Annotated in this window: 1 pseudogene; it reads left to right on the top strand. The window is 65.5% G+C overall.

Annotated elements, in window-relative coordinates:
- Positions 1-574: pseudogene (locus GTW58_RS13700) on the top strand (IS3-like element ISAar24 family transposase); the annotation flags it as partial.

The raw sequence follows: 574 nt of genomic DNA, 5'->3' as shown, positions 1-574 counted from the left end.
GTGGCTCGACGAGGAGGGAGGAGTTGCCCCAAAAGGGCGCACCCGGTGATCGACCGACTCGTCGACGCCGGGGCACCCACAAGCACCTGCTGCCGCCTACTGGGCGTCTCCCGTCAGGGCTACTACCGGTACCGAAAGCGCCCGACCAGTGCCACTGAGCTGCGCCGCCGCTGGCTGACCGGCCTGATCCGGGAGATCCACGTCGCCTCCCGCGGCACCTACGGCTACCGCCGCATCCACGCCGAGCTCACCATCGGAATGAACATTCCGTGTTCCAGCCGGCTCATCTCCGTCCTCATGACTCGCGCCGGAATCGGTGGCCTTCCAGGCCCAGCCAGAATCAAGCGACTCAAGGGGGTCGCCACAGCGGACGACCTGGTCAACCGCAAGTTCCACCGTCTCGCGCTGAACGAGCTGTGGGTCACGGACATCACCGAGCATCCCACCCGGGAGGGCAAGATCTACTGCGCCGCCGTGCTGGATGCTTGCAGCCGCAAGATCATCGGCTGGGCTATCGACTCCAAACAGGACTCCACCCTGGTCGTGAACGCTCTGGACATGGCAATCCGTGCAC

This window comes from Kocuria subflava (assembly GCF_012163155.1).
GTDB lineage: Bacteria > Actinomycetota > Actinomycetes > Actinomycetales > Micrococcaceae > Kocuria > Kocuria subflava.
This window is presented reverse-complemented; position numbering and strand designations above follow the sequence as displayed.